43 protein-coding genes are annotated in these 24,802 nt (G+C 48.8%); 37 read left to right on the forward strand and 6 right to left on the reverse strand.

The genetic code is table 11. The features are described from left to right. Positions 1–169: 169 nt before the first annotated feature. The 32 genes from bfd (at position 170) to HMPREF3119_RS15025 (ending at position 15,800) form a co-directional block, all read left to right on the forward strand. The gene (gene bfd / locus HMPREF3119_RS14875; protein WP_004238636.1) at positions 170–361 is read left to right on the forward strand and encodes a bacterioferritin-associated ferredoxin; all 192 of its coding nucleotides are present in this window, start codon (positions 170–172) and stop codon (positions 359–361) included. A 116-nt stretch (positions 362–477) separates the two neighbouring features. Continuing rightward, positions 478–960, forward strand: a complete 483-nt coding sequence (bfr, locus tag HMPREF3119_RS14880; RefSeq protein ID WP_004238635.1) for a bacterioferritin — start codon at positions 478–480, stop codon at positions 958–960. A gap of 338 nt (positions 961–1,298) precedes the next feature. Continuing rightward, positions 1,299–1,610 (forward strand): 30S ribosomal protein S10, encoded by a 312-nt coding sequence (gene rpsJ / locus HMPREF3119_RS14885; RefSeq protein ID WP_001181005.1) that lies wholly within the window; start codon positions 1,299–1,301, stop codon positions 1,608–1,610. A gap of 31 nt (positions 1,611–1,641) precedes the next feature. Continuing rightward, positions 1,642–2,271, forward strand: a complete 630-nt coding sequence (gene rplC / locus HMPREF3119_RS14890; protein ID WP_004238634.1) for a 50S ribosomal protein L3 — start codon at positions 1,642–1,644, stop codon at positions 2,269–2,271. 16 nt (positions 2,272–2,287) lie between these two features. Next, positions 2,288–2,893, forward strand: coding sequence for a 50S ribosomal protein L4 (rplD, locus tag HMPREF3119_RS14895; protein WP_015422336.1), 606 nt, complete (start codon positions 2,288–2,290; stop codon positions 2,891–2,893). Further along, positions 2,890–3,192 (forward strand): 50S ribosomal protein L23, encoded by a 303-nt coding sequence (gene rplW, locus HMPREF3119_RS14900; protein WP_004238631.1) that lies wholly within the window; start codon positions 2,890–2,892, stop codon positions 3,190–3,192. The genes rplD and rplW overlap by 4 nt, the downstream gene beginning before the upstream one ends. A gap of 19 nt (positions 3,193–3,211) precedes the next feature. Then, positions 3,212–4,036, forward strand: a complete 825-nt coding sequence (gene rplB, locus HMPREF3119_RS14905) for a 50S ribosomal protein L2 (protein WP_004238630.1) — start codon at positions 3,212–3,214, stop codon at positions 4,034–4,036. A 14-nt stretch (positions 4,037–4,050) separates the two neighbouring features. After that, positions 4,051–4,329: a 30S ribosomal protein S19 gene (rpsS, locus tag HMPREF3119_RS14910; RefSeq protein WP_015422335.1), complete on the forward strand. Its 279-nt coding sequence runs from the start codon at positions 4,051–4,053 to the stop codon at positions 4,327–4,329. Between the two features lie 14 nt (positions 4,330–4,343). Continuing rightward, positions 4,344–4,676 carry a 50S ribosomal protein L22 gene (gene rplV / locus HMPREF3119_RS14915; protein ID WP_004238627.1) on the forward strand — a complete coding sequence of 111 codons (333 nt, stop codon included), beginning with the start codon at positions 4,344–4,346 and terminating at the stop codon, positions 4,674–4,676. 16 nt (positions 4,677–4,692) lie between these two features. Beyond that, positions 4,693–5,394 (forward strand): 30S ribosomal protein S3, encoded by a 702-nt coding sequence (gene rpsC, locus HMPREF3119_RS14920; RefSeq protein WP_004238626.1) that lies wholly within the window; start codon positions 4,693–4,695, stop codon positions 5,392–5,394. A 14-nt stretch (positions 5,395–5,408) separates the two neighbouring features. Next, positions 5,409–5,819 (forward strand): 50S ribosomal protein L16, encoded by a 411-nt coding sequence (gene rplP, locus HMPREF3119_RS14925; protein ID WP_004238625.1) that lies wholly within the window; start codon positions 5,409–5,411, stop codon positions 5,817–5,819. Then, positions 5,819–6,010, forward strand: a complete 192-nt coding sequence (gene rpmC, locus HMPREF3119_RS14930; protein WP_004238624.1) for a 50S ribosomal protein L29 — start codon at positions 5,819–5,821, stop codon at positions 6,008–6,010. The genes rplP and rpmC overlap by 1 nt, the downstream gene beginning before the upstream one ends. Continuing rightward, positions 6,010–6,264, forward strand: coding sequence for a 30S ribosomal protein S17 (rpsQ, locus tag HMPREF3119_RS14935; RefSeq protein ID WP_015422334.1), 255 nt, complete (start codon positions 6,010–6,012; stop codon positions 6,262–6,264). Before rpmC ends, rpsQ begins: the two co-directional genes overlap by 1 nt. A 174-nt stretch (positions 6,265–6,438) precedes the next feature. Then, positions 6,439–6,810, forward strand: a complete 372-nt coding sequence (gene rplN / locus HMPREF3119_RS14940; protein WP_015422333.1) for a 50S ribosomal protein L14 — start codon at positions 6,439–6,441, stop codon at positions 6,808–6,810. Between the two features lie 11 nt (positions 6,811–6,821). Then, a complete protein-coding gene (gene rplX, locus HMPREF3119_RS14945; RefSeq protein WP_004238623.1) occupies positions 6,822–7,136 on the forward strand; it encodes a 50S ribosomal protein L24 in 315 nt (104 codons plus the stop codon). A 15-nt stretch (positions 7,137–7,151) separates the two neighbouring features. Then, the gene (rplE, locus tag HMPREF3119_RS14950) at positions 7,152–7,691 is read left to right on the forward strand and encodes a 50S ribosomal protein L5 (RefSeq protein WP_004238621.1); all 540 of its coding nucleotides are present in this window, start codon (positions 7,152–7,154) and stop codon (positions 7,689–7,691) included. Between the two features lie 12 nt (positions 7,692–7,703). Beyond that, a complete protein-coding gene (gene rpsN, locus HMPREF3119_RS14955) occupies positions 7,704–8,009 on the forward strand; it encodes a 30S ribosomal protein S14 (RefSeq protein WP_004238619.1) in 306 nt (101 codons plus the stop codon). A gap of 34 nt (positions 8,010–8,043) precedes the next feature. Next, positions 8,044–8,436: a 30S ribosomal protein S8 gene (rpsH, locus tag HMPREF3119_RS14960; RefSeq protein WP_004242248.1), complete on the forward strand. Its 393-nt coding sequence runs from the start codon at positions 8,044–8,046 to the stop codon at positions 8,434–8,436. Positions 8,437–8,450: 14 nt separating this feature from the next. Then, on the forward strand, positions 8,451–8,984 hold the full coding sequence (gene rplF, locus HMPREF3119_RS14965) for a 50S ribosomal protein L6 (protein WP_004238617.1): 534 nt from the start codon (positions 8,451–8,453) through the stop codon (positions 8,982–8,984). A 9-nt stretch (positions 8,985–8,993) separates the two neighbouring features. Beyond that, complete coding sequence (rplR, locus tag HMPREF3119_RS14970) at positions 8,994–9,347, forward strand: 50S ribosomal protein L18 (RefSeq protein ID WP_004238616.1); 354 nt, start codon at positions 8,994–8,996, stop codon at positions 9,345–9,347. Between the two features lie 14 nt (positions 9,348–9,361). Next, the gene (rpsE, locus tag HMPREF3119_RS14975) at positions 9,362–9,862 is read left to right on the forward strand and encodes a 30S ribosomal protein S5 (RefSeq protein ID WP_004238615.1); all 501 of its coding nucleotides are present in this window, start codon (positions 9,362–9,364) and stop codon (positions 9,860–9,862) included. A 6-nt stretch (positions 9,863–9,868) separates the two neighbouring features. Continuing rightward, on the forward strand, positions 9,869–10,048 hold the full coding sequence (rpmD, locus tag HMPREF3119_RS14980; protein WP_004238614.1) for a 50S ribosomal protein L30: 180 nt from the start codon (positions 9,869–9,871) through the stop codon (positions 10,046–10,048). Between the two features lie 3 nt (positions 10,049–10,051). Beyond that, positions 10,052–10,486, forward strand: coding sequence for a 50S ribosomal protein L15 (rplO, locus tag HMPREF3119_RS14985; protein WP_004242249.1), 435 nt, complete (start codon positions 10,052–10,054; stop codon positions 10,484–10,486). Positions 10,487–10,493: 7 nt separating this feature from the next. Continuing rightward, positions 10,494–11,825 (forward strand): preprotein translocase subunit SecY, encoded by a 1,332-nt coding sequence (secY, locus tag HMPREF3119_RS14990; RefSeq protein ID WP_070580182.1) that lies wholly within the window; start codon positions 10,494–10,496, stop codon positions 11,823–11,825. 33 nt (positions 11,826–11,858) lie between these two features. After that, the gene (rpmJ, locus tag HMPREF3119_RS18905; protein WP_015422332.1) at positions 11,859–11,975 is read left to right on the forward strand and encodes a 50S ribosomal protein L36; all 117 of its coding nucleotides are present in this window, start codon (positions 11,859–11,861) and stop codon (positions 11,973–11,975) included. 145 nt (positions 11,976–12,120) lie between these two features. Then, on the forward strand, positions 12,121–12,477 hold the full coding sequence (gene rpsM / locus HMPREF3119_RS14995) for a 30S ribosomal protein S13 (protein WP_004242250.1): 357 nt from the start codon (positions 12,121–12,123) through the stop codon (positions 12,475–12,477). Between the two features lie 15 nt (positions 12,478–12,492). Next, on the forward strand, positions 12,493–12,882 hold the full coding sequence (gene rpsK / locus HMPREF3119_RS15000; protein ID WP_003863312.1) for a 30S ribosomal protein S11: 390 nt from the start codon (positions 12,493–12,495) through the stop codon (positions 12,880–12,882). A 37-nt stretch (positions 12,883–12,919) separates the two neighbouring features. After that, a complete protein-coding gene (rpsD, locus tag HMPREF3119_RS15005; protein ID WP_015422331.1) occupies positions 12,920–13,540 on the forward strand; it encodes a 30S ribosomal protein S4 in 621 nt (206 codons plus the stop codon). Positions 13,541–13,565: 25 nt separating this feature from the next. After that, complete coding sequence (gene rpoA, locus HMPREF3119_RS15010; protein ID WP_004238609.1) at positions 13,566–14,555, forward strand: DNA-directed RNA polymerase subunit alpha; 990 nt, start codon at positions 13,566–13,568, stop codon at positions 14,553–14,555. 37 nt (positions 14,556–14,592) lie between these two features. Then, positions 14,593–14,979, forward strand: a complete 387-nt coding sequence (gene rplQ, locus HMPREF3119_RS15015) for a 50S ribosomal protein L17 (protein ID WP_015422330.1) — start codon at positions 14,593–14,595, stop codon at positions 14,977–14,979. 163 nt (positions 14,980–15,142) lie between these two features. After that, positions 15,143–15,592: a Zn(2+)-responsive transcriptional regulator gene (gene zntR, locus HMPREF3119_RS15020; protein WP_004238607.1), complete on the forward strand. Its 450-nt coding sequence runs from the start codon at positions 15,143–15,145 to the stop codon at positions 15,590–15,592. Positions 15,593–15,599: 7 nt separating this feature from the next. Then, positions 15,600–15,800, forward strand: coding sequence for an alternative ribosome-rescue factor A (locus HMPREF3119_RS15025; RefSeq protein ID WP_015422329.1), 201 nt, complete (start codon positions 15,600–15,602; stop codon positions 15,798–15,800). A gap of 4 nt (positions 15,801–15,804) precedes the next feature. Here the strand turns inward: HMPREF3119_RS15025 and mscL are convergent, their stop codons facing one another. The 5 genes from mscL to def all read right to left on the reverse strand — a co-directional run bounded on the left by mscL (position 15,805) and on the right by def (position 20,615). Then, on the reverse strand, positions 15,805–16,212 hold the full coding sequence (gene mscL / locus HMPREF3119_RS15030) for a large-conductance mechanosensitive channel protein MscL (RefSeq protein ID WP_004242253.1): 408 nt from the start codon (positions 16,210–16,212) through the stop codon (positions 15,805–15,807). Positions 16,213–16,298: 86 nt separating this feature from the next. Continuing rightward, complete coding sequence (trkA, locus tag HMPREF3119_RS15035; RefSeq protein WP_004238605.1) at positions 16,299–17,675, reverse strand: Trk system potassium transporter TrkA; 1,377 nt, start codon at positions 17,673–17,675, stop codon at positions 16,299–16,301. A 24-nt stretch (positions 17,676–17,699) separates the two neighbouring features. After that, on the reverse strand, positions 17,700–18,992 hold the full coding sequence (gene rsmB, locus HMPREF3119_RS15040) for a 16S rRNA (cytosine(967)-C(5))-methyltransferase RsmB (protein ID WP_004238604.1): 1,293 nt from the start codon (positions 18,990–18,992) through the stop codon (positions 17,700–17,702). An 81-nt stretch (positions 18,993–19,073) separates the two neighbouring features. After that, positions 19,074–20,018: a methionyl-tRNA formyltransferase gene (gene fmt, locus HMPREF3119_RS15045; RefSeq protein WP_070580185.1), complete on the reverse strand. Its 945-nt coding sequence runs from the start codon at positions 20,016–20,018 to the stop codon at positions 19,074–19,076. An 87-nt stretch (positions 20,019–20,105) separates the two neighbouring features. Beyond that, a complete protein-coding gene (gene def / locus HMPREF3119_RS15050) occupies positions 20,106–20,615 on the reverse strand; it encodes a peptide deformylase (protein ID WP_004238602.1) in 510 nt (169 codons plus the stop codon). Between the two features lie 130 nt (positions 20,616–20,745). Here def and dprA point away from each other — a divergent pair, with 130 nt between their 5' ends. Genes dprA through HMPREF3119_RS15075 form a run of 5 tightly spaced genes read left to right on the forward strand, consistent with a single transcriptional unit; the run spans position 20,746 to position 24,088 of the window. Beyond that, entirely contained in the window at positions 20,746–21,852 is a 1,107-nt protein-coding gene (gene dprA, locus HMPREF3119_RS15055; RefSeq protein WP_070580187.1) for a DNA-processing protein DprA, read from the forward strand. Positions 21,853–21,879: 27 nt separating this feature from the next. After that, complete coding sequence (locus HMPREF3119_RS15060) at positions 21,880–22,425, forward strand: DNA topoisomerase family protein (RefSeq protein ID WP_070580189.1); 546 nt, start codon at positions 21,880–21,882, stop codon at positions 22,423–22,425. Then, complete coding sequence (tsaC, locus tag HMPREF3119_RS15065) at positions 22,415–22,987, forward strand: L-threonylcarbamoyladenylate synthase type 1 TsaC (protein ID WP_070580191.1); 573 nt, start codon at positions 22,415–22,417, stop codon at positions 22,985–22,987. The genes HMPREF3119_RS15060 and tsaC overlap by 11 nt, the downstream gene beginning before the upstream one ends. Before the next feature lie 22 nt (positions 22,988–23,009). After that, positions 23,010–23,828, forward strand: coding sequence for a shikimate dehydrogenase (gene aroE / locus HMPREF3119_RS15070; protein ID WP_070580193.1), 819 nt, complete (start codon positions 23,010–23,012; stop codon positions 23,826–23,828). After that, a complete protein-coding gene (locus tag HMPREF3119_RS15075) occupies positions 23,825–24,088 on the forward strand; it encodes a DUF1488 family protein (RefSeq protein WP_036418982.1) in 264 nt (87 codons plus the stop codon). The genes aroE and HMPREF3119_RS15075 overlap by 4 nt, the downstream gene beginning before the upstream one ends. On the opposite strand, the gene HMPREF3119_RS15080 is transcribed toward HMPREF3119_RS15075, so the two are convergent. Then, entirely contained in the window at positions 24,064–24,609 is a 546-nt protein-coding gene (locus tag HMPREF3119_RS15080; RefSeq protein WP_070580195.1) for a gamma carbonic anhydrase family protein, read from the reverse strand. The genes HMPREF3119_RS15075 and HMPREF3119_RS15080 overlap by 25 nt on opposite strands. Positions 24,610–24,802: the final 193 nt, after the last annotated feature.

Consider the following 24,802-nt stretch of genomic DNA (forward strand, 5'->3'; position numbering starts at 1 on the left):
GGGTGTTGTAGCGAAAGTGATGGGTTAATTCCCCGCTGATTATTAAAAAGAGAGCTGCGGCTCTCTTTTTTTATGCCTGCTTTCCGGCAACTGCTGACAAAATTTACACAATCGCAATTGTAATAATACTGATTATCATTTACTCTTTACCGCAGTCAGGAGGAATGATATGTACGTATGTTTATGTAATGCCATCAGCGATAAAGCCATCCGGAATGCCGTGCGCCAGAATAAGGTTCATTCCATCGGTGAACTGCGTAAAATTATCCCTGTCGGCACTGAATGCGGCAAATGTATCCGCCACGCCAAAGCCGTTATTGCAGAAGAGCATATGTCTGTCCCGGTTGACCGCGTCGCCTGAATCTTCTCTCTGAAACCCGCCGGAATTTTGAACTGTATCGCTATTTTGTCACCGTAATCACTCCGTGAATTATTTCCTGTGTCTATACTGAACAGACAGGAAACAAAGGAGGGTACATGAAAGGCGATAAAAAAATGATCTCGCATCTGAACAAATTGCTGGGAAATGAACTGGTTGCTATTAACCAGTATTTTCTGCATGCCCGCATGTTCAAAAACTGGGGTCTGATTAAACTCAACAACAAAGAGTATGAAGAATCCATTGATGAGATGAAACACGCTGATGAATACATTGAGCGTATCTTATTTCTGGAAGGGATCCCGAACCTTCAGGATCTCGGTAAACTTCATATCGGCGAAGATGTTGAGGAAATGCTGAAGTCTGACCTTCAGCTGGAACTGGATGGCGCCAAAGATTTACGTGAAGCCATTGCCTATGCCGATTCCAAACATGATTATGTCAGCCGTGATTTGATGATAAAAATACTGGCGGAAGAGGAGTCTCATATCGACTGGCTGGAAACCCAGCTGGATCTGATAGCCCGTGTGGGTCTGCAGAACTATCAGCAGGCACAGATGGCGGACGCAGACACAGAATAAAAAACAGAGAAATAATCACTAAAGTAAGCAATGTGCAGAACCGCCGGCAGGGAAACCCGCGGCGGTTTTTCTTTTTTGATTTTTTGTCATGGCGCCGGAGATAATTTGCACAAATCCCGGTTTGCGGCTTGCTTTCAGGGCTCATTCACGTATAATGCGCGGGCTTGCCAATTGTGCAAGCCTGGTTGATACCAGCATTGGACAGTATGTTTTTTAGCTGTTCATGAAAATATCCCCGATATGGGGATTACATCGAGAACGATTACACTCCCCCGTCAATCGAAATGGGTGCGAGGAGTAATTTTTTACGTTTATAAAATAGTTGGAGCTCTGGTCTCATGCAGAACCAAAGAATCCGTATCCGCCTTAAAGCTTTTGATCATCGTCTGATCGATCAATCAACTGCGGAAATCGTAGAGACTGCTAAGCGCACTGGTGCGCAAGTTCGTGGTCCTATCCCGCTGCCGACCCGTAAAGAGCGTTTTACCGTTCTGATCTCTCCGCACGTCAACAAAGATGCGCGCGATCAGTACGAAATTCGCACTCACAAACGTCTGGTTGACATCGTTGAGCCAACTGAAAAAACCGTTGATGCTCTGATGCGTCTGGATCTGGCTGCCGGCGTTGACGTGCAGATCAGCCTGGGTTAATCAGGTATCAATTGATTGAGAGGTTGAAACAATGATTGGTTTAGTCGGTAAAAAAGTGGGTATGACCCGCATCTTCACTGAAGAAGGTGTGTCAATCCCTGTTACTGTTATCGAAATCGAAAATAACCGCGTTACTCAGGTTAAATCTGACGAAACTGACGGTTATCGTGCTATTCAGGTTACCACCGGCAGCAAAAAAGCTAACCGCGTGAACAAACCTGAAGCAGGACATTTCGCAAAAGCTGGTGTTGAAGCTGGTCGCCTGTTACGTGAATTCCGCCTGTCAGAAGGTGAAGAGTTTACTGTTGGCCAGAACATCAGCGTTGAAATTTTCGCTGACGTTAAGAAAGTTGACGTTACTGGTACATCTAAAGGTAAGGGCTTCGCCGGTACTGTAAAGCGCTGGAATTTCCGTACTCAGGATGCTACTCATGGTAACTCCTTGTCTCACCGTGTTCCGGGTTCTATCGGTCAGAACCAGACTCCGGGTAAGGTATTTAAAGGCAAGAAAATGGCAGGTCAGCTGGGTAACGAACGTGTAACCGTTCAGAGCCTGGATGTCGTTCGCGTTGACGCTGAGCGTAACCTGCTGCTGGTAAAAGGTGCTGTCCCGGGTGCAACCGGTAGCAACCTGATTGTTAAACCAGCTGTCAAGGCTTAACGTCGAGGAGATAGGAATGGAATTGGTAATGAAAGACGCGCAAAGCGCGCTGACTGTTTCCGAAACTACCTTCGGGCGTGATTTCAATGAAGCGCTTGTCCATCAAGTAGTTGTTGCGTATGCAGCTGGTGCTCGTCAAGGTACACGTGCTCAGAAAACTCGTGCTGAAGTTACTGGGTCTGGTAAAAAACCATGGCGCCAAAAAGGTACTGGTCGTGCCCGCTCTGGTTCAATCAAGAGCCCAATCTGGCGCTCTGGTGGTATCACTTTCGCAGCGAAACCACAGGACCACAGTCAAAAAGTTAACAAAAAGATGTACCGCGGCGCGCTGAAAAGCATCCTGTCCGAATTGGTACGTCAGGATCGTCTGATCATTGTCGAAAAATTTGCTGTAGAAGCACCTAAAACCAAGCTGCTGGTACAGAAATTGAAAGATATGGCTCTGGAAGACGTGATGATCGTCACACACGAAGTTGATGAGAACCTGTTCTTAGCAGCTCGCAACCTGTACAAGGTTGATGTGCGTGATGTCACTGCAATCGATCCGGTCAGTCTGATCGCGTTCGGTAAAGTAGTGATGACTGCTGAAGCAGTTAAGCAAGTTGAGGAGATGCTGGCATGATCCGTGAAGAACGTCTGCTGAAAGTACTGCGCGCGCCGCATGTATCTGAAAAAGCGTCTACCGCGATGGAAAAAACAAATACCATCGTGCTCAAAGTTGCTAAAGACGCGACTAAAGCTGAAATCAAAGCTGCAGTTGAAAAACTGTTCGAAGTCAAAGTTGAAGGTGTTAACACTCTGCTGGTTAAAGGCAAAGTGAAGCGCCACGGTCAGCGTTTCGGTCGTCGTAGCGACTGGAAAAAAGCTTACGTCACCCTGCAGGAAGGCCAGAATCTGGACTTCGTCGGCGGCGCTGAGTAAGTCGGAGGAGTAAAGAACAATGGCAATTGTTAAATGTAAACCTACGTCTCCGGGCCGTCGCCACGTCGTTAAAGTGGTTAACCCTGAGCTTCACAAGGGCAAACCTTACGCACCACTGCTTGAGAAAAACAACAAGTCTGGTGGTCGTAACAACAATGGCCGTATCACTACCCGTCATATTGGTGGTGGTCACAAGCAAAATTACCGTATTGTTGACTTTAAACGTAACAAAGACGGTATCCCGGCTGTTGTAGAACGTCTGGAATATGATCCAAACCGTTCAGCAAATATTGCTCTGGTATTATACAAAGACGGTGAACGCCGTTACATCCTGGCTCCTAAAGGCCTGAAAGCTGGTGATCAAATCCAGTCTGGTGTTGATGCTGCAATCAAAGCGGGTAACGCTCTGCCAATGCGCAACATCCCGGTTGGTTCTACTGTTCATAACGTAGAAATGAAACCAGGTAAAGGCGGCCAGCTGGCACGTTCTGCCGGTACTTACGTTCAGATCGTTGCGCGCGATGGTGCTTATGTCACTATTCGTCTGCGTTCCGGTGAAATGCGTAAAGTTCCTTCAGATTGCCGCGCGACTTTAGGTGAAGTGGGTAACGCTGAACACATGCTGCGCGTTCTGGGTAAAGCTGGTGCAAGTCGCTGGCGTGGTATTCGCCCTACCGTTCGCGGTACTGCGATGAACCCGGTAGACCACCCACATGGTGGTGGTGAAGGTCGTAACTTTGGTAAACACCCTGTAACACCATGGGGCGTTCAGACCAAAGGTAAGAAGACTCGTAAAAACAAACGCACTGAACACTTCATCGTTCATCGTCGTACTAAGAAATAATTAGAGGATAAGCCATGCCACGTTCTCTCAAGAAAGGTCCTTTTATTGACCTGCACTTGCTGAAGAAGGTAGAGAAAGCGGTGGAAAGCGGTGACAAAAAGCCTGTTAAGACTTGGTCCCGTCGTTCAACGATCTTTCCTAACATGATCGGTTTGACCATCGCTGTCCATAATGGTCGTCAGCATGTTCCGGTTTACGTTACCGACGAAATGGTTGGTCACAAACTGGGTGAATTCGCGCCGACCCGTACTTATCGCGGCCATGCGGCTGATAAAAAAGCCAAAAAGAAATAAGGTAGGAGGAAGAGATGGAAACTATTGCTATGCATCGCCACGCTCGTTCTTCTGCTCAGAAGGTTCGCCTGGTGGCTGACCTGATCCGCGGTAAGAAAGTGTCGCAAGCTCTGGAAATTTTAACCTTTACCAACAAGAAAGCTGCTGGTTTAGTGAAGAAAGTCCTGGAGTCTGCTATTGCTAACGCAGAACACAACGATGGCGCTGACATCGATGATCTGAAAGTAGCGAAAATTTTCGTTGACGACGGCCCAACCATGAAGCGCATCATGCCTCGTGCTAAAGGTCGTGCAGATCGTATTCTTAAGCGCACCAGCCACATCACTGTGGTTGTGTCCGATCGCTGATACCTGGAGACTAGCAATGGGTCAGAAAGTAAATCCAAATGGTATTCGCCTGGGTATTGTTAAACCTTGGAACTCTACCTGGTTTGCGAACACCAAAGAATTCGCTGACAACCTGGACAGCGACTTTAAAGTACGTAAGTACTTAACTAAAGAACTGGAAAAAGCGTCAGTATCCCGCATCGTTATCGAGCGCCCTGCTAAGAGCATCCGTGTGACTATTCACACTGCACGCCCTGGCATCGTGATCGGTAAGAAAGGTGAAGACGTTGAAAAACTGCGCAAAAGCGTTTCAGATATCGCTGGCGTTCCTGCGCAGATCAATATTGCCGAAGTACGTAAACCTGAACTGGACGCAAAATTAGTTGCTGACAGCATCACTTCACAGCTGGAACGTCGCGTTATGTTCCGTCGTGCTATGAAGCGTGCGGTACAGAATGCTATGCGTTTAGGCGCTAAAGGTATCAAAGTCGAAGTCAGCGGCCGTTTAGGCGGTGCTGAAATCGCACGTACTGAGTGGTATCGTGAAGGCCGTGTGCCTCTGCATACCCTGCGTGCAGACATCGATTATAACACCTCTGAAGCTCAGACTACTTATGGTGTTATCGGTGTTAAAGTGTGGATCTTCAAAGGTGAGATTCTGGGTGGCATGGCTGCAGTTGAACAGGCGGAAAAACCGGCTGCTCAACCTAAAAAACAGCAGCGTAAAGGCCGTAAGTAAAGGAGAGTCGCTGAATGTTACAACCAAAGCGTACAAAATTCCGTAAAGTGCACAAAGGCCGTAACCGCGGTCTGGCAGCCGGCGCGGATGTGAGCTTCGGCACTTATGGTCTGAAAGCTGTTGGCCGTGGTCGTCTGACTGCACGTCAGATCGAAGCAGCACGTCGTGCTATGACCCGTGCAGTTAAGCGTCAGGGTAAAATCTGGATCCGTGTGTTCCCGGACAAACCTATCACTGAAAAGCCTCTTGAAGTGCGTATGGGTAAAGGTAAAGGTAACGTGGAGTATTGGGTTGCCTTAATCCAGCCGGGTAAAGTCCTGTATGAAATGGACGGCGTATCGGAAGAGCTTGCTCGTGAAGCATTCAAGCTGGCAGCAGCTAAACTGCCTATCAAAACCACCTTTGTAACTAAGACGGTGATGTAATGAAAGCGAAAGAGCTGCGCGAAAAAAGCGTTGAAGAGCTGAACACTGAGCTGCTGAACCTGCTGCGCGAACAATTTAACCTGCGTATGCAAGCGGCAAGCGGCCAGTTACAACAGTCTCATCTGTTAAAACAAGTGCGTCGTAATATTGCACGTGTTAAGACTTTATTGACTGAGAAGGCGGGTGCGTAATGACCGATAAAATCCGTACTCTGCAAGGTCGTGTTGTTAGTGACAAAATGGAGAAATCCATTGTTGTGACTATCGAGCGTATGGTGAAACACCCTCTGTATGGTAAGTTCATCCGTCGTACGACTAAACTGCACGTACATGACGAGAACAATGAATGTGGTATCGGTGACGTGGTAGAAATCCGCGAAACCCGTCCACTGTCTAAGACTAAGTCCTGGACCCTGGTTCGCGTCGTAGAGAAAGCTGTACTGTAACAGCACTGCTTTCTGATGTAGAATAAACGGCTCGGCTTTAGAGCCGTTTATTTTTTTCTATCCATAACGAAGATGTGGTGTTATAATGCCGCGCCCTCGTAATTGGGTATTTGGACGGCCTCTCTTTTTAGTAAGAGTGGCTCAGTAGTAGTTGACATTTAGCGGAGCACTAAAATGATCCAAGAACAGACTATGCTGAACGTGGCCGATAACTCCGGTGCACGTCGCGTAATGTGTATCAAGGTTCTAGGTGGCTCGCACCGTCGCTACGCAGCTGTAGGCGACATTATCAAAATTACCATCAAGGAAGCAATTCCGCGCGGTAAAGTAAAAAAAGGTGATGTTCTGAAGGCAGTAGTGGTGCGCACCAAGAAGGGTGTACGTCGCCCTGACGGTTCTGTCATTCGCTTCGATAGCAACGCTTGTGTATTGTTAAACAATAACAGCGAGCAAGTTATCGGTACGCGTATTTTTGGGCCGGTAACTCGTGAACTTCGTAACGAGAAGTTTATGAAAATTATCTCACTGGCACCTGAAGTACTCTAAGGAGCGGAACTATGGCAGCGAAAATCCGTCGTGATGACGAAATTATCGTGCTGACCGGCAAAGATAAAGGTAAGCGCGGTAAAGTAAAACAGGTTCTTTCTTCTGGTAAAGTTATCGTTGAAGGTATCAATCTGGTTAAGAAACATCAGAAGCCGGTTCCGGCCCTGAACCAACCAGGTGGCATCGTTGAAAAAGAAGCTGCAATTCAGGTTTCTAACGTTGCAATCTTCAATGCGGCAACCGGCAAGGCTGACCGTGTAGGTTTTAGATTCGAAGACGGCAAAAAAGTCCGTTTCTTCAAGTCTAACAGCGAAACTATCAAGTAATTTTTGGAGTATACGATGGCGAAACTGCATGATTACTACAAAGACGAAGTAGTTAAACAACTGATGACTCAGTTTAACTACAATTCTGTCATGCAAGTCCCTCGGGTCGAGAAGATCACCCTGAATATGGGTGTTGGTGAAGCAATTGCTGATAAAAAACTGCTGGATAACGCAGCAGCTGACTTAGCAGCAATCTCTGGTCAGAAACCATTGATCACCAAAGCACGCAAATCTGTTGCAGGCTTCAAAATCCGCCAGGGCTATCCAATCGGCTGTAAAGTAACTCTGCGTGGCGAACGCATGTGGGAGTTCTTTGAGCGACTGATTTCTATTGCTGTACCACGTATTCGTGACTTCCGTGGCTTGTCCGCTAAGTCTTTCGATGGTCGCGGTAACTACAGCATGGGCGTACGTGAACAAATCATCTTCCCTGAAATCGATTACGATAAAGTGGATCGTGTTCGTGGTCTTGATATTACTATCACTACCACCGCGAAATCTGATGATGAAGGTCGCGCACTGTTATCAGCGTTTAACTTCCCGTTTCGCAAGTAAGGCAGGGTATTCATGGCTAAGAAATCTATGAAAGCACGTGATGTAAAACGTGCAAAATTAGCTGAGAAATTCTTCGCAAAACGCGCAGAACTGAAAGCTACCATCTCCGATGTCAACGCATCAGATGACGATCGTTGGGATGCTGTTCTGAAGCTTCAATCTCTGCCACGTGATTCCAGTCCTTCCCGTCAGCGTAACCGTTGCCGCCAAACCGGGCGTCCACACGGTTTTCTGCGGAAGTTTGGCTTAAGCCGTATTAAAGTCCGTGAAGCCGCTATGCGCGGTGAAATCCCGGGCCTTAAGAAAGCTAGCTGGTAATTGTCACCATATTGAATCACGGGAGTAAAGACAGATGAGCATGCAAGATCCCATCGCGGATATGCTGACCCGTATCCGTAACGGTCAGGCCGCGAACAAAGTTGCGGTCACCATGCCTTCCTCCAAGCTGAAAGTGGCAATTGCCAACGTGCTGAAGGAAGAAGGTTATATTGAAGATTTTAAAATCGAAGGCGACATCAAGCCAGAACTGGAACTGACTCTTAAGTATTTCCAGGGTAAGGCTGTTGTAGAAAGCATCCAGCGCGTAAGCCGCCCAAGTCTGCGTATTTATAAGCGCAAAGACGAACTGCCACAAGTTATGGCAGGTCTGGGTATCGCAGTTGTTTCTACATCTAAAGGTGTAATGACTGATCGTGCAGCTCGCCAGGCTGGTCTTGGTGGCGAGATTCTCTGCTACGTAGCATAATTCGGGAGGAAAGAATGTCTCGTGTGGCAAAAGCACCCGTCGTCATTCCTGCCGGCGTAGAGGTAAAACTCAACGGTCAGGTTATTTCGATTAAGGGTAAAAACGGCGAGCTGAGCCGTAATATCCACAACGCTGTAGAAGTTAAACATGCAGACAACCAGTTAACCTTTGGTCCGCGTGACGGTTATACCGACGCATGGGCACAGGCTGGTACAACTCGTGCACTGGTTAACGCTATGGTTGTTGGTGTTACCGAAGGCTTCTCTAAGAAGCTGCAACTGGTAGGTGTTGGTTATCGTGCAGCCGTTAAAGGTGATGTGGTAAACCTGTCTGTAGGTTTCTCTCACCCAGTAGAGCACAAACTGCCGGCTGGCGTTACTGCTGAATGTCCGACCCAAACTGAAATCGTACTGAAAGGTGCTGATAAGCAGGTTATTGGTCAGATCGCAGCAGACTTACGCGCCTATCGTCGCCCTGAACCTTACAAAGGTAAAGGTATTCGCTACGCCGACGAAGTCGTGCGTATTAAAGAGGCTAAGAAGAAGTAAGGTAACACTATGGATAAGAAAGCAGCTCGTATCCGTCGTGCGACCCGCGCACGCCGCAAGCTTATGGAACTGGGTGCAACTCGCCTGGTGGTACATCGTACCCCTCGCCATATCTATGCGCAGGTTATTGCACCAAACGGTTCTGAAACGTTGGTGGCCGCTTCTACTGTTGAAAAAGCTATCAGCGAACAAGTTAAATACACCGGAAACAAAGATGCCGCAATCGCAGTAGGTAAAGCTATTGCTGAGCGCGCACTGGAAAAAGGAATCAAAGCAGTATCCTTTGACCGTTCAGGTTTCCAATATCATGGTCGAGTCCAGGCACTGGCAGATGCTGCCCGTGAAGCTGGCCTACAGTTCTAAGGTAGAGGTGTAAGATGGCACACATCGAAAAACAGGCTGGCGAACTGCAGGAAAAGCTGATCGCGGTAAACCGCGTATCTAAAACCGTTAAAGGTGGTCGTATCTTTAGCTTCACCGCACTGACTGTAGTGGGTGATGGCAACGGCCGCGTTGGTTTTGGTTACGGCAAAGCACGCGAAGTTCCGGCAGCAATCCAGAAAGCGATGGAAAAAGCCCGTCGCAACATGAAAACCGTTGCACTTAACAACGGCACATTATTCCACCCAGTGAAAGGCACACACACCGGTTCCCGCGTGTTTATGCAGCCTGCTCACGAAGGTACCGGTATTATTGCCGGTGGTGCAATGCGTGCTGTTCTTGAAGTTGCCGGTGTTCGTAACGTCCTGGCTAAAACTTATGGTTCCACGAACCCAATTAACGTTGTTCGTGCAACACTGGATGCTTTAGACAGCATGAAGTCTCCGGAAATGGTTGCAGCTAAGCGTGGTAAATCCGTCGAAGAAATTCTGGGGTAATGGACCATGGCTAAGACAATTAAAATTACACAAACCCGCAGCTCAATCGGCCGTCTGCCAAAACACAAGGCAACTCTGGTCGGTTTAGGTCTGCGTCATATTGGCCACACTGTAGAACGCGAAGATACACCAGCGGTCCGTGGTATGGTTAATCGTATTTCCTATATGGTTAAAGTTGAGGAGTAACAGATGCAATTAAATACTCTGTCTCCGGCAGCAGGTGCTAAACACGCACCAAAACGTGTAGGTCGTGGTATTGGTTCCGGTCTCGGTAAAACCGCAGGTCGTGGTCACAAAGGTCAGAGCTCTCGTTCTGGCGGTGGCGTACGTCGTGGGTTTGAAGGTGGCCAGATGCCTTTATATCGTCGTCTGCCAAAATTCGGCTTTACTTCACGTAAAGCGATGGTCACTGCTGAGATCCGTTTATCTGATCTTCAGCTGATCGAAGGCGATGTTATCGATCTTAATGTATTGAAAGCCGCAAACGTTATTGGTCCACAGATTGAGTACGCGAAAGTGTTCCTGTCTGGTGAACTGACTCGTGCAGTTACTGTACGCGGCCTGCGTGTTACTAAAGGCGCTCGTGCTGTTATCGAAGCTGCTGGCGGTAAAATCGAGGAATAAGTAACAGATGGCAAAGCAACCAGGTACAGATTTCCAAAGTGCTAAAGGCGGAATAGGTGAGTTAAAGCGTCGTTTACTGTTTGTGCTCGGCGCACTGATTGTTTTCCGTATTGGCTCTTTCATTCCTATCCCTGGTATTGATGCCACTGTTCTTGCGAAATTGCTCGAACAACAACAAGGCACCATCATTGAGATGTTTAACATGTTCTCTGGTGGTGCGTTGAGTCGTTCTTCAATCTTTGCGCTGGGTATCATGCCGTACATTTCGGCATCGATTATTATCCAGCTGCTGAGCGTGGTGAACCCGCGCCTGGCGGAGATTAAGAAAGAAGGGGAAGCTGGTCGTCGTAAGATTAGCCAGTACACCCGGTATAGTACGTTAGTCCTCGCGGTGTTCCAGTCTGTTGGTATCGCGATGGGCTTACCGAATATGCCTGGTATGCAGGGTCTGGTTATTAACCCGGGCTTTGCGTTCTACTTCACGGCTGTTGTGAGTTTGGTGACAGGGACTATGTTCCTGATGTGGCTGGGTGGGCAGATTACTGAACGCGGTATCGGTAACGGTATTTCGATCATCATCTTCGCCGGTATTGTTGCGGGTCTTCCGTCAGCAATTGGCCATACCATTGAGCAAGCTCGTCAAGGCGAACTGCACTTCCTCCTGTTGCTATTGGTTGCAGTCTTGGTATTTGCGGTTACTTGCTTTGTTGTCTTTATGGAGCGTGGTCAACGTCGTATCGTCGTTAACTATGCCAAACGTCAGCAAGGCCGCCGTGTTTACGCGGCACAAAGTACACACTTACCGTTGAAAGTGAATATGGCGGGTGTAATTCCTGCGATTTTCGCTTCCAGTATTATCCTGTTCCCTGGTACAATTGCATCTTGGTTCGGTGATGGTACTGGCTGGGATTGGCTGACGACAATTTCTATGTATCTGCAGCCAGGCCAGCCGCTCTATGTGTTACTTTATGCCTCTGCAATCATATTCTTCTGTTTCTTCTATACCGCACTGGTATTTAATCCAAGAGAAACAGCAGATAACCTGAAGAAGTCCGGTGCATTTGTACCAGGAATTCGTCCGGGAGAGCAAACGGCCAAGTACATCGATAAAGTAATGACTCGTTTAACTTTAGTTGGCGCGTTATATATTACCTTTATCTGCCTAATCCCGGAGTTCATGCGTGACGCAATGAAAGTACCTTTCTACTTTGGTGGTACTTCCCTCTTAATCGTGGTTGTGGTCATCATGGACTTTATGGCTCAAGTGCAAACTCTGATGATGTCAAGTCAGTACGAGTCTGCATTGAAAAAAGCAAACCTCAAAGGTTATAACCGTTAATTCGGTTTGCTTTAGAAGTTACGGAGAGTAAAAATGAAAGTTCGTGCTTCCGTCAAGAAATTATGCCGTAACTGCAAAATCGTTAAGCGTCACGGTGTCGTGCGCGTGATTTGCAGTGCTGAGCCTAAGCATAAACAGCGTCAAGGCTAATAAAAAGCATATTTTTCTTGCAAAGTTGGATTGAGCTGGCTAAATTAGCCAGCCAATCTTTTTATTAAACGTGGTTCTACTGTTTGAGTATCCTGAAAACGGGCTTTTCAGATCAGTATTACCCCAAAATTTTTAGGAGTGCATAGTGGCCCGTATAGCAGGCATTAACATTCCTGATCATAAACATGCTGTTATTGCATTAACTGCAATTTTCGGCATCGGCTTAACCCGTTCACAGGCTATCTGTAAAGCAACGGGTATTGCTGAAGATGTTAAGATCAGTGAGCTGTCTGAAGAGCAAATCGACCAACTGCGTGACGAAGTTGCTAAATACGTTGTAGAAGGTGACCTGCGCCGTGAAGTGACCCTCAGCATCAAACGTCTTATGGACATTGGTTGCTATCGTGGTTTACGCCATCGTCGTGGTCTTCCGGTACGCGGTCAGCGTACGAAGACTAACGCACGTACCCGTAAGGGTCCGCGTAAGCCGATCAAGAAATAATCGGGGAATCTTATAATGGCAAAAGCACCTGTTCGTGCACGTAAGCGTGTAAGAAAACAAGTCTCTGACGGTGTGGCTCATATCCATGCTTCTTTCAACAACACAATCGTTACCATTACTGACCGTCAGGGTAACGCATTAGGTTGGGCAACTGCCGGTGGTTCCGGTTTCCGTGGTTCTCGTAAATCAACTCCATTCGCAGCACAGGTTGCAGCAGAACGTTGCGCAGAGGCTGTGAAAGAGTACGGTATTAAGAATCTGGAAGTTATGGTTAAAGGACCTGGTCCTGGCCGTGAGTCAACCGTTCGCGCATTAAACGCGGCTGGTTTCCGCATCACTAACATTACTGATGTGACTCCGATCCCTCATAACGGTTGTCGTCCTCCGAAAAAACGTCGCGTCTAATCGCCCTCACGTTTTTTAGGATAGTTGGAGAAAGAAAATGGCTAGATATTTGGGTCCGAAGCTCAAGCTGAGCCGTCGCGAAGGAACAGACCTCTTCCTGAAGTCTGGTGTTCGCGCGATTGACACCAAGTGTAAATTAGATCAAGCACCAGGCCAGCACGGCGCCCGTAAACCGCGTCTGTCTGATTATGGTGTTCAGTTACGTGAAAAACAAAAAGTTCGTCGTATGTACGGTGTGCTGGAACGTCAGTTCCGTAACTACTATAAAGAAGCAACTCGTCTGAAAGGCAACACAGGTGAAAACCTGCTGTCTCTGCTGGAAGGTCGTTTAGACAACGTTATTTATCGTATGGGCTTTGGCGCTACCCGCGCAGAAGCACGTCAGATTGTCAGCCACAAAGCTGTCATGGTAAATGGCCGTGTTGTAAACATTGCTTCTTATCAGGTTTCCCCTAACGACGTAATCAGCATTCGTGAAAAAGCGAAAAAACAGTCTCGTATTAAGGCTGCTTTAGAGCTGGCTGAGCAGCGTGAAAAACCAACTTGGTTGGAAGTTGATGCTGCGAAAATGGAAGGTGTGTTCAAACGTATTCCTGAGCGTACTGACCTTTCTGCTGATATTAACGAGCACCTGATCGTCGAGCTTTACTCTAAGTAAGGCTTAGCACCAAAGAGAGGACACAATGCAGGGTTCTGTGACAGAGTTTCTTAAACCGCGCCTGGTTGATATCGAGCAAATCAGTTCGACGCACGCCAAGGTGACCCTTGAACCATTAGAGCGTGGCTTTGGCCATACTCTGGGTAACGCACTGCGCCGTATTCTGCTTTCGTCTATGCCGGGTTGTGCGGTAACTGAGGTTGAGATTGATGGTGTACTCCATGAGTACAGCACTAAAGAAGGTGTACAGGAAGATATCCTGGAAATTCTGCTCAACCTGAAAGGGCTGGCGGTAAAACTTCAGGGAAAAGATGAAGTCATCTTAACTCTGAATAAATCTGGCATTGGCCCTGTGACTGCAGCCGACATCATCCATGACGGTGATGTTGAAATCGTCAAGCCGGAGCATGTAATTTGCCATCTCACTGACGAAGGCGCATCTATTAATATGCGCATCAAAGTTCAGCGTGGTCGTGGTTATGTTCCAGCTTCTGCCCGAATTCATTCGGAAGAAGATGAGCGCCCAATCGGTCGTCTGTTAGTAGACGCGTGCTACAGCCCAGTTGAGCGTATTGCTTACAATGTTGAAGCAGCACGTGTTGAGCAGCGTACCGACTTGGATAAATTGGTTATCGAAATGGAAACCAACGGCACGATTGATCCAGAAGAATCAATTCGTCGTGCGGCAACCATTCTGGCCGAACAACTGGAAGCTTTCGTTGACTTACGTGATGTTCGTCAGCCGGAAGTGAAAGAAGAAAAACCAGAATTCGATCCGATTTTACTGCGCCCAGTAGACGATCTCGAATTGACTGTCCGCTCTGCTAACTGTCTCAAGGCAGAAGCAATCCACTACATCGGTGATCTGGTACAGCGTACAGAAGTTGAGTTGCTCAAAACACCTAACCTCGGTAAGAAATCTCTTACTGAAATTAAGGACGTTCTGGCATCTCGCGGCTTATCTCTGGGCATGCGTCTGGAAAATTGGCCGCCGGCAAGTATTGCTGACGAATAAGATCACAGGTTAAGGTTTTACTGAGAAGGATAAGGTCATGCGCCATCGTATGAGTGGTCGTCAATTGAACCGCAACAGCAGCCATCGCCAAGCTATGTTTCGTAACATGGCCGGTTCTTTAGTTCGTCACGAAATTATCAAGACGACTTTGCCTAAGGCAAAAGAACTGCGTCGCGTTGTTGAGCCGTTGATTACCCTGGCTAAAACGGATAGCGTTGCTAACCGTCGTTTAGCATTCGCCCGTACTCGTGATAACGAAATCGTGGCAAAACTGTTCAACGAGCTGGGACCACGTTTCGCTCAGCGTGCAGGTGGTTACACCCGCATTCTGAAATGTGGTTTCCGTGCTGGTGACAATGCTCCAATGGCTTACATTGAGCTTGTTGACCGCGCTGAATCCCAGACTGAAGCAGCAGCAGAGTAATCTGTTACTGCGTAAAAAAACCGGGTTTTTACCCGGTTTTTTTATTTCTGTTAATCCTGCCCTTGAAGTTACTTTCCTCAGCCCCATATCTCTGCCAACGACATACAACATTTTACTATTCTGATATGATGGCTTCAGGCCAGATGATGTCAGGAGGTTGCCGATGTACCGAATTGGTCAGTTAGCAAAACTTGCAGAAGTGACACCGGATACGATCCGTTTTTATGAAAAACAGGGCATGATGGATCATCAGACCCGAACGGATGGCGGCTATCGTTTGTATACTGAGCAGGATCTGCACCGGCTGCGCTTTATCCGGTATGCAAAACAATTAGGGTTTACACTGGAAGCGATCACGGAACTGTTATCGATCCGGGTTGATCCTGAACATCACACCTGCCGTGAATCAAAGCAAATTGTGGATGATCGGCTGAAAGATGTGGAAACGAAGTTAGTCGAAATGCAGCGAATGCGGGATTCTCTGAAGATGCTGAGTGATGCCTGTTGCGGAACGGCACATGTCAGTTCACAATGCACCATTCTGGAGATCCTGGAACAAGGTGCGACAGAGCCCTGTGGCTGTTCACAAAAAGAGAGTAAACATAATCAATGAGGTTACTATGACAAAATATGCTCACAAGCGTGGCGTAATACAAGATAACGCCCTGGAAGCACTGCTATCCGATCCGTTGTTCCGGCAGAGAGTAGAAAAAAATAAGAAAGGTAAAGGGAGTTACAACCGGAAAGAAAAACACAACAAGGCAGATTACCGGGAGGCCAGTAGTAAACGATTAGATAATCTTTTACTACTGGCCTTTTAGTTTATTATTTCTTTTGTTCTTTTAATAAATCACGGATTTCAGTCAGTAATGTTTCTTCTGCTGACGGTGCCGGCGGCTCCGCAGGTGCTTCAGCCTGTTCGCGGCGTAATTTATTCAGCATTTTGATGGCAATGAAGATAGCAAACGCAACGATAACGAAATCAAAGACGGTTTGCAGGAATACACCATAATTCAGTACAACAGCAGGCACATCTCCGCTGGCTTCCCGCAGTACAACGGCAAACTGTTTGAAGTCGATCCCGCCGATCAGTAAACCGAGTGGTGGCATGATGACATCAGCAACTAATGAGGACACAATTTTGCCGAATGCCGCACCGATAATGATACCGACAGCCATATCAACGACATTGCCGCGCATCGCAAATTCACGAAACTCTTTTATGAAGCTCATACCCTTTTCCTTACCCAAAATGTTAACAAGTTGTCATTCTCAAGTATAAATCAATAGTATTTACTATCAAAATATTAAGTACTTATTTATAAGAAGAACGGACTTGGCTGGAAGAGCTTCTCCACCTCGGGTACGTGGCGTTTGTCAGTGATGAACAGCACGACATGGTCTCCCTGTTCAATACTGTGCTCGTCATTCGCAATAATAACCTGCTCATCTCTGACAATCGCACCAATAATAGTGCCCGGCGGGAGCTTAATATCGGCAATTTTGCGTCCGACAACTTTTGACGTATTTTCATCGCCATGTGCGATAGCCTCAATCGCCTCAGCAACACCGCGTCGTAATGACGATACACTGACAATATCTGCTTTACGCACATGGCCGAGTAATGCAGAAATGGTGGCCTGCTGCGGGGAGATAGCGATATCAATCACGCCGCCCTGGACCAGATCCACATAGGCACTGCGCTGGATAAGCACCATTGCTTTCTTGGCACCCATGCGCTTGGCGAGCATCGCGGACATAATATTGGCTTCGTCATCGTTGGTCAGGGCAATAAAGACGTCAACCTGCTCAATATGTTCTTCTGCTAATAATTCCTGATCAGAGGCATCTCCATAAAAAACAATGGTGTCATGCAGCAGCTCAGCGAGGTCGGTTGCCCGGTTGGCGTTGTGCTCGATCAGTTTGACGTTATAGTCTTTCTCGATACGCAGTGCCAGACCGGCGCCGACGTTCCCGCCGCCGACAATCATGATCCGCTTATACGGTTTTTCCAGACGCTGTAATTCACTCATCACCGCACGGATATGCTCGGATGCGGCGACAAAAAATACTTCATCACCGGCTTCAATGATGGTTGAACCTTGCGGACGAATCGGTCTGTCCTGGCGGAAGATGGCTACAACCCGTGTTTCAATATGCGGCATATGCTCGCGCAGGCTGGAAAGGGCGTTTCCGACCAGCGAACCGCCGTAATAGGCTTTCACGGCAACAATACTGACACGCCCTTCGGCAAAATTTACAACCTGGAGAGCACCGGGGTACTGGATCAGTTTATAGATGCTGTCGATCACTAACTGCTCAGGGGCGATCAGGTGATCGATCGGGATCGCTTCCGGTAAAAATAATTTATCAGCTTCCCGGACATACTCAGAAGAGCGGATACGGGCGATCTTATTCGGTGTATTGAACAGCGTGTATGCAACCTGGCAGGCGATCATATTGGTTTCATCGGAGTTGGTCACCGCGACGAGCATATCCGCGTCTTCAGCGCCCGCTTCCCGCAGTACCCGCGGATGAGAGCCAGCACCGTTTATTACCCGGAGATCGAATTTATCCTGTAACTGACGCAGCCTGTCCGGGTTGGTATCCACAACAGTAATATCGTTGTTTTCATCCACTAAGTTTTCTGCCAGTGTGCCGCCGACCTGACCGGCACCGAGAATAATAATTTTCATATAAATGATCGTCCGGGTTGTTTATCAGGCAGAAAGTGCCTGTTTAACCAGTTTAGCGTAAAAAAATCCGTCTCCGCTCTGCGCATCCGGCAGCATCTGGTAGCCTGTTGCCGGTGTATCGGTTAATACAGCATCACGGTGCGAAGAGAGGAAATTATTTATCTGATGAATATTCTCTTCCGGTAATACAGAACAGGTTGCATAGACCAGTGTGCCGCCGGGTTTGAGATAAGGCCAGACAGCGTCCAGAATTTCCCGTTGCAGTGCCGCCAGCTCATTGATGTCATTATCACGGCGCAGCCATTTAATGTCCGGATGGCGGCGGATAACGCCGGTCGCGGAGCAGGGTGCATCCAGCAAAATGCGATCGAATGTCTGTGATTCTGCCCATTGTTCCGGATAACGGCCGTCACCGGTTTTCACCACCGCGTTTTGTTTAAGTCGTTGTAAATTCTCATTAACCCGGGTTAAACGCTGTTTATCCACATCAACAGCCATGACATGAGCGCGGGGCGCTATCTCTAAAATGTGGGTGGTCTTCCCGCCGGGTGCCGCGCACAAATCTAAAATAGTCTCATCATTCTGCGGATCAAGTAGTAATGCACAGCCCTGAGCGGAGCTGTCCTGCACGGTGACCCAGCCATCAGCAAACCCGGGCAGATCAGTGACCGGGCAGGGAACTGCCAGACGCAGTGCATCCGGATATGCCGGATTATAAAAGGCTTCAATATCCTTCTCTGTCAGCAGCGCCTGATATTCCTGAGCGGAATGATGGTTACGGTTAACCCGTAGCCACATCGGCGGTTTTTCATTATTTGCCGTAATAACAGCTTCCCAGTTGTCAGGATATGCCGCCTGAATCCGTGACAGCAGCCATTTCGGATGCAGCCAGCGGCTTTCATTATTAGCAAAACGCTCGGACAACACCTGCTCCTGACGCTGGAACTGACGCAGCACGCCGTTAATCAGTCCTTTCAGCTGTGGTTTTTTCAGTGCCACAGCACCGTCAACCGTTTCGGATAGTGCTGCGTGTGCCGGGATCCGTGTATAACGGAGCTGATAAAAACCGACCAGAATCAGATAATGCAGTACCCGCTGCTTACCGGTCAGCGGTTTTGCCATCAGCTGCTGGCTGTACCATTCAAGCTCCGGCAGCACCCGCATCACACCAAAACATAATTCCTGCAGTAATGCTTTATCTTTCGGGTTGATATCCCGCTGATATTCAGGCAGAAGTGCGCTGAGTGACTGTCCCTGATCCAGGACCTGGCTGATGATACGGGCAGCAATGCTGCGTAAGTTATAGCTGTTTTTCATTGTGATTCCGGTATGCCGGCAAGCGATAAAGAGAAAGGGGGACCGGCATACCACGCGGGGAATGCCGGTTATGAAACAAAATTACAGTGAATTTCCCGGGGTAAACCATTCTTTGCGGGAATTCAGAATATCAGCGGCTGACATCGGTTTTTTCCCGGCAGGCTGTAACTGTGTGATATTCAGGATCCCTTCTGCAGTGGCAACCTGAATGCCGTTTTTATCCGCACGGATAACCGTTCCCGGCGCTGCGGAAGTCTGTTCCGCAATCGCATGGGCCTGCCAGACTTTCACAGGTTGCTCATCAATCACCATATAACTGATTGGCCACGGATTGAAGGCACGGATACAACGCTCTAACTGTGCGGCAGAAAGAGACCAGTCCAGCCGGGCTTCTTCTTTGCTCAGTTTTTCTGCATAGGTAACCAGGGTGTCATCCTGTTTTTCAGGGCGGAGTGCATTCTGACACACCAGAGACAGTGTCTGTAACAGTGCCTGCGGGCCGATACCGGCGAGTTTTTCATACAGGGATGCACTGGTATCTTCTGATGTGATATCACACTCAGCTTTATACAGCATATCGCCGGTATCCAGGCCGGCATCCATCTGCATGATGGTGACCCCGGTTTTGGTATCACCGGCCCACAATGCACGCTGGATAGGCGCCGCACCACGCCATGCCGGTAACAGGGAACCGTGAACATTCAGGCATCCAAGACGCGGAATATCCAGCACTGCCTGCGGCAAAATCATCCCGTAGGCTACGACAATCATAATGTCCGCCTGCTGGTCACGTATCCACTGGTGATTTTCTTCTTTGCGCAGCGTGGATGGCTGGAAAACAGGAATATCGTGCTGCTGTGCCAGTTCTTTTACCGGGCCCGCGGTGATTTTTTTCCCGCGGCCGGCAGGGCGATCCGGCATGGTTAAGACGCCAACGACATTGTGCTCTGACTGAATCAGGGCATCGAGGTGACGTGCGGCAAAATCAGGCGTTCCTGCAAAGATAATACGTAATGAATCTGACACGTTGCTTTCCTGTAAAAATAATAATGCCACAAACAATAACAGTGCCCGTGCGCTGCTGCGGTCTGTGGCAGATAAAGACTGCGGGTATTAAGACCGGGCTCTGAGTCTGTCCAGTTTTTCGACTTTCTGACGGATGCGCTGGCGCTTCATAGCGGAAAGGTAATCGACAAATAATTTACCTTCCAGGTGATCCATTTCATGCTGGATACAAATTGCCAGCAGATCGCCGGTTTCCAGCTCGAAAGGCTCGCCGTTATAGTCCAGCGCCCGGATTTTAACGTGCTCGGCACGCGGTACGAATGCCCGCTGCTCAGGAATCGATAAACAACCTTCTTCGATTCCGGCTTCTCCGGATTTTTCCAGCAGTTCCGGGTTGATCAGCACCAGGCGCTCATTCCGCTCTTCTGACACATCAATCACGATAATGCGCTGGTGGATATCAACCTGAGTGGCTGCCAGACCAATACCTTCTTCGTCGTACATGGTTTCGAACATATCATCGACAATCTTCTGAATGCCGGCATCGACTTTTTCAACCGGCTTTGCAATCTTGCGAAGCCGCTCGTCGGGATAATGTAATACAGTTAATAACGCCATAGATTTTTTCGTGTTCTATCTAAAAAATGGATGGAAATTAATGTCTATTCTAGACAGTTATCAGCCTGATTGACAGTATTGCCCGCAGCGGACACCGCATTTTTATCACAGGCTCAGTCAGGATGGCGCAATGGATGAAAGGGAAATTTGGTTACGTCTGGCGTGTATCAGGCGGTTAAGTGCACATCATGCTGTCAGTGCTGCGACAATACTGACAGAGACCTGCACACAGAAAAACGGTGAGATCCGCCGCCAGTTACATCAGTGCGGACTTACACTGGTACAGTGTCAGCAATTCATGAATGTGAATACATCCAGGCTGAAAACGGCACTTATATGGGCTGATTCACCGGGTAACATGATATTACCCCTGTCATCACCACACTATCCGTTTTTATTAAAGCAGATCTATTCACCTCCGCTTGTGCTTTTTGTGGCAGGGCAGTGTGAGGTGTTATCTACCCCGCAGGTCAGTATGGTGGGCAGCCGCGCGGTTACCCATTACGGCGAAAAGTGGGGGGACTGTTTTACCCGGCATCTTGTACAGCACAATCTGGTGATAACCAGCGGCCTGGCTGCGGGCGTGGACGGATGCTGCCATAAGGCGGCGCTGGCATCAGGCGGAAAGACGGTTGCGGTATCCGGCAGCGGGCTGTCTCATATTTATCCCGCAAAACACCGGTCGCTGGCAGAGGAGATTACAGAAAATGGCGCACTTATCTCTGAATATTTTCCGGATGTACCGCCGCTGGCCAAAAACTTTCCCCGCCGTAACCGGATAATCAGCGGGTTAAGCCGTCTGCTGATTGTGATTGAGGCCGGACGGCGCAGCGGGTCATTAATTACGGCACAATGCGCACTGGAACAGGGGCGGGATGTATTTACGTTACCGGCGGTGCTTGGTAATCCGGCGTATGAGGGTAATCACTGGTTGTTGCAGCAGGGCGCCTATATTGCGACAGCACCGGCTGATATCACGGATCATCTCGCGCTGGATATGCAGTGGCTGGCGCTGCCGCCGGTCACGGAAGCACCGGAAGTGATTATCACACCGGTACAGGAGGAACTGCCGTTTGCACATGTGCTGATTAATGTGGATGATGAACCGACACCGGCAGATATCATTGCCGCTCGGTGTGAGCTGCCGGTCACAGAGGTGACAACACAACTGCTGCAGCTGGAGTTATCAGGTAAAATAGCCGTGGTCAGCGGGGGATATATCCGCCTGCATCACTGAACGGTATCGGCGTAAGGTAAAATTATCATGTCAAAATCAACGGCGGAATGCTGTCCGGAATGCAGCGGAGAGCTGGTTATCCGTAATGGTGCCCACGGGCCTTTTTTCGGCTGTTCTGCTTATCCGGAATGTGATTACATCCGTCCACTGAAAGCCGGTACTGACGGGCATATCATCAAAGTGCTGGACGGACAGTTGTGCCCGCAGTGCGGCGGGACGCTGGTGCTGCGCCAGGGGCGCTACGGGATGTTTATCGGCTGCGGAAATTTTCCGGAATGTGAATATATTGCATCTATTGATTCACCAGATGAAACGACGGTGGCCTGTCCGCAGTGCCATGATGGTAAGTTACTTCAGCGTAAGTCACGGTTCGGTAAAGTTTTTTATGCCTGTAACCGCTATCCTGCCTGCCAGTTTTCACTGAACAGCAAACCGGTTGCCGGTGAGTGTCAGTATTGTGGTTATCTGCTGCTGGTGGAAAAAAGGACATCAACAGGCGTAAGATTAAGTTGTGCGAGTAAAGCCTGCGCAAAACGACAAAAAGAACAAAATGAGAATAATGATGAATCATAATCAAACCACAGCAAATTTCGACACAATTATAAAAGCCCTGAATAACCACGAAGTTATCGCATATCCGACAGAGGCTGTTTTTGGCCTGGGTTGTGATCCTGACAGTGAGCAGGCCGTGATGGCGCTGCTGGATCTGAAACAGCGCCCGTGGGAAAAAGGACTGATTCTGATCGCAGATAACTATGATCAGGTAAAACCTTATATTGATGACTCACGGCTGACAGATGAGCAGCGTGAAGCGATGTTTGCCTCCTGGCCGGGCCCGGTGACCTGGGTGATCCCGGCAAAACCCGCCACACCAAAATGGCTGACCGGCCGTTTTGACTCGCTGGCTGTCCGCGTGACAGATCATCCGGTGGTCAAGGCATTATGTCTGGCATACGGCAAACCGGTGGTCTCCACCAGTGCGAACCTGAGCGGGCTGGAACCGTGCCGGACAACTGATGAAGTAAATGCACAGTTTAACGGACGGATCCCGGTGGTTGACGGGCTGGTCGGCGGGCGGAAAAATCCGTCTGAGATCCGTGATGCACTGACAGGGCAGTTATACCGCCAGGGCTGACAGAACACCAAAAGGACCCGGAATGAAAAAATTTGCCGTTTTTGGCCATCCGATTGCACACAGCCAGTCACCTTTTATTCATCAGGAATTTGCCGGGCAGTTTGGTATTGAGCTGAGTTATGAACGGATCCTCTCTCCGCTCGACGGCTTCCGCGACAGCGTTTCTGCATTTTTTGCTGCAGGCGGGCTGGGGGCGAATGTCACACTGCCTTTTAAAGAGCAGGCACATGCGCTGGCGGATGAGATGAGTGAACGGGCACGGGTCTGCGGTGCGGTAAACACCCTGTATCTGACAGAAGATAAACGGCTGGCAGGGGATAATACCGACGGTGAAGGACTGGTAATTGATTTGCAGCGGCTGATGTTTATCCGCCCCGGCGACAGTATTCTGCTGATTGGTGCAGGTGGCGCAGCCCGCGGCGCGTTGCTGTCTCTGTTGCTGGCAGGTTGCGCTGTTACCGTTACTAACCGGACATTCAGCAAAGCGCAGTCTCTGGCTGAGCGGTTTGCCGGTCACGGAAAAGTCAGTGCAATGCCTGTCAGTGAAACCGGAACGACCGGATTTTCACTGATTATTAATGCCACATCATCCGGGGTGGACGGCGCGGTTCCGCAAATCCCTCAGTCATTACTGAATCCGTCTGTTGCCTGTTACGATATGTTTTACCGTACGGGGCTGACACCTTTTCTGCAGCTTGCCGCAGATAACGGTGTAACCCGGTATGCTGACGGGCTGGGTATGCTGGCTGGTCAGGCGGCTTTTGCATTCAGGTTATGGCATGGTGTATTGCCGGATATTGCACCGGTACTGACAAAACTCAAACAGAAGATGACATCATGAACCAGTCCATTCAGTTTCCGGACCGCGAATCACGGGATGATGACCGGGAGTGCATTGTTTTTCCTGTGATGATCAACGGCTTTTTATCAGATTGCCGCGTCTCTGCACAATACCTGCAATCCCGTTACGGAACGGCTCCCGGGGAGGATATGCTGGTTCTCTTCCGCCGGAACCGCTGGGATCTGGAGGAAGAGTTTGCGGAATTCATTGAAAAAGGTGAGGCGGATGAGCCGCCTTACCGGTTGCCCTGTGACAGATAATTATTTTTCCACATAACATAGTTATTGGCTGAATATTTCAGCCCTTCATATTCTTCCGGTTTCAGCGGACGGACGGCTTTGGCAGGGCTGCCGAGATACAGGTAGCCGCTTTCCAGACGTTTGCCGGGAGAGACCAGACTGCCCGCGCCGATAATTACATCATCCTCTACCACCACTCCGTCCAGCAGGATTGAACCCATACCGACCAGGACACGGTTACCGATAGTGCAGCCGTGCAGCATCACTTTATGGCCGACGGTAACATCCTCACCGATAATCAGCGGGTGACCGGCCGGGTTATCTGCCGTCTGGTGAGTGACATGTAATACGGAGCCGTCCTGAATATTGGTACGCTGACCAATCTGAATGTAATTGACATCTCCCCGGGCAACAACCAGCGGCCAGATACTGACATCATCAGCCAGACGCACATCACCGATAATGACGGAGGAGTCATCGATCATGACATTTTTACCGACAGACGGGGTTAATGTCAGATAGGGGCGGAGTTTATTCACAATAATTACCTCAGAATATAAATGTATTTTGGTGATCTTAATGAGAGAGTTTACCGGAGGCAATGCAACTTTCGGGCATAATTGCCGAAAAATACGACATGATGCTCAAAAGACAGACAGTTAATAAGAAAATTCAAAAAAAAGGTTGTGCAAAACGAAAAGCTCCCTATAATGCGCCACCACTGACACGGAACAA

It is taken from the genome of Morganella sp. HMSC11D09 (genome assembly GCF_001807955.1).
In the GTDB taxonomy this organism is placed as follows: domain Bacteria; phylum Pseudomonadota; class Gammaproteobacteria; order Enterobacterales; family Enterobacteriaceae; genus Morganella; species Morganella morganii.